Genomic DNA, 2,567 nt, shown 5'->3' with positions numbered 1-2,567 from the left:
CTCTCGATGCTGAAGCTGTAGAACAGCGCTTCCTGCATCACCGTCCGCTCGCCCATCATCCCTGATCTCCCGGCTGCCGGGATCATTGAATCAGCGGTCTAGCCTCTCGGCAAGGGGAGTTTTTCAACAGAATAGACCCCTTTGCGGACATTGGCGACCAGCGAGAGTTATATCGGGTCAGCCCTCACGACCCGCCAGTCGCTGTTGATTATGTCCGCGGCGGCTTTCCACTCGCCAGCGATCTTCTGCCAGACGACCCCGTACTTCCCTGTGTCGACGTCGATGCACGCCACTCGTCAAAAGCTGGCGTTACTAATATCGCCGCCAAGCGCGTAATTGCCAGCAATCACGAATTGCTCGGTTGACATGGCGACGTGCTTGGCCGCAGCACGAACGTCGCGTTCGCGCCTTTCGAAAGGCTGTGACTCTGCTAGAGCGCGGGCTCCAATCAAATCGTTCACCCGCAGCACGATGCCGACGGCGACTTCTGCGGCGTGGGAACAGGCCAATCGGTAGTCGATCCGGGCGGCAACCAGATTTGCGTCCTCGCATTCGACTGCCGCGCACAATGTCGTCATAGCTGATCGCATGTAGGCGCCAGCGGCCCGGTATTGTGCAAGGCAACGCCCTGTCTCCGATTGAGCCACTTCGCGCTCCGCGACGGGAACGGTCATACCCTGGCGTCGGTGGCCTGAGCTCGCAGCGACAAGCGCGTCAATTGCTCCTTTCGCGATCCCCAGCGGAACCGTGGCAACGGTCCAGGTGAAGGCCGAAATGCCAGGGAGGCGATAGACGATACCGGCATGAGACGGATCAGGCTGAAAATCGCAAACGTACTCTGCCGGCAGAAACACGTCGCTAGCTTCAAAGTCCCAGCTTCCAGTGCCCCGCATTCCTGAGACATGCCAGTTGTCTTCCAGCTTGACGGCTTCACGCGGCAGAAACGCCAAGACAATCCGTCCGCTCCCGTCGTCTACTTCACACAGCGGGGCAAATGTTGTGGCGTGGGGCGCGCCGCTGGCGAAGAACCATCGGCCGGTGATGCGGTACCCGTCATCGACAGGAACCGCTTTGCCGATTGCGGCCGTACTTGATGCAACGAAAGCCGACGGTTCATCGAATATGGCCTGCCCTGCGCTCGGCGGCAAATAGCCGCCAACACGCGACATGCCGCCGCCGTTCCCGACGAGCCAGCCGATCGTCCCGTCGAGGGCTGCGGCATGTTCTACCACTGCCATAAAGTCGAGGGGCGAAAGCCCGCATCCGCCGAGCTCTGTTGGCAGCAAAAGGCGGAAAAAGCCGGCTTCGCTCAAGGCGACGAAGGCCTCGTTCGAGAGCTTCCGCTCAGAGTCGAAGCGCTCGGCCTGCTCCGTCAGCAAGGGACGGATAGTCTCGAACCTCTCGAGCATGGTTCTGGCGGTCGATTCCGATTTCCCGCCCATTATGATCTCCTACCAGCACGCCCGATCGGTCGGAGTAATTTAGCCATGGGGCAAGAGCAAAGAATTGGAGGCAAGGTGAGTACCATTCATCTAGAACTCGGTCCATGAGTCGCCTTCCACCTCTTAGACAGCTTCAGGCCTTCGAATCAGCGGCTCGCCTCCTCAGTTTCAAGAGGGCCGCCGAGGAACTCTCCGTCACGCCCACGGCGGTCAGCCACCAGATCCGACAGCTAGAACGATACTGCGGACAAGCACTTTTCCACCGACTGCCGAGGCCCATGCAACTGACCGCTGTTGGCGCACAGCTTCTGCCTGTCGTCCGAGATGCCTTTTTGTCGATTTCAGACGAGCTCGCACGCATAACCCCAGGTAGCTCGATCGGCCATCTCCGGGTGACGACGACAAACGCCTTCGCCGCGCGCTGGCTGCTGCCTCGATTGGAGAATTGGCAAGCGGAGGCACCAGAATCGACGCTCGACCTTGCAGGTACTGATACCGTGCTAAACCTCCGCACCGGGGAAGTCGACGTTGCTATCCGCTACGCACGGCAATGTCCGACAGATGGGGTCGCGGTCGAGCTATTTCGAGATAGCTTCTACGTCGTTGCAGCGCCTTCGATGCTCCCTGATAGCGTCGGAATGCTCGAGCCTCAGGCGATCCTCGATCTGCCACGTGTTGAGATTGGCTGGCCCCTGACTGACGAAAAGGCGCCCACTTGGCGTCGATGGGAGAATGCGGCCCGAGCGGCAGCCCATCCGATCAGTCGAACCGTTCGGTCCGCGCAATGGAAATTCCACGAAGAACATCACGGGATTGAAGCTATTGTGGCAGGACGAGGTCTTGGGCTTTGTAGTGACGTTCTTGTAGCGCGGGAGCTTGCCGATGGCCGACTGGTGCAAATCAGCGACATAGTTTTGCCCGGCTACGGGTTCTACTTCGTCTACAGAGCAGATCACCCCAGACGCAGGTCGCTAGAAACCTTGCTTCTCTGGATGAAGCGAGAAGCTTCCTTGTAGTAGTGCCTCTCTCAACGTCCGCTTCCCACCCTTATTCTGTTGAAAAACTCCCCTTGCCGAGGGACTAAACCGCTGATTCAATGATCCCGACAGCCGGGAGATCAGCGAT

2 protein-coding genes are annotated in these 2,567 nt (G+C 59.2%); one reads left to right on the top strand and one right to left on the bottom strand.

What is annotated here, in order from left to right; genetic code table 11:
• Window positions 1-296: 296 nt before the first annotated feature.
• Window positions 297-1,442: an acyl-CoA dehydrogenase family protein gene (locus N0B51_RS14760; protein ID WP_259963360.1), complete on the bottom strand. Its 1,146-nt coding sequence runs from the start codon at window positions 1,440-1,442 to the stop codon at window positions 297-299.
• Window positions 1,443-1,546: 104 nt separating this feature from the next.
• Between N0B51_RS14760 and N0B51_RS14755 the strand changes: the two genes are divergently transcribed.
• Window positions 1,547-2,458: a LysR substrate-binding domain-containing protein gene (locus N0B51_RS14755; protein ID WP_259963359.1), complete on the top strand. Its 912-nt coding sequence runs from the start codon at window positions 1,547-1,549 to the stop codon at window positions 2,456-2,458.
• The last annotated feature ends 109 nt before the right edge of the window (window positions 2,459-2,567 follow it).

Origin of the sequence: Tsuneonella litorea, assembly GCF_025154015.1 — a bacterium.
GTDB lineage: Bacteria > Pseudomonadota > Alphaproteobacteria > Sphingomonadales > Sphingomonadaceae > Tsuneonella > Tsuneonella litorea.
The sequence above is the reverse complement of the archived record's forward strand: the minus strand, read 5'-3'. Positions and strand labels throughout refer to the sequence as shown.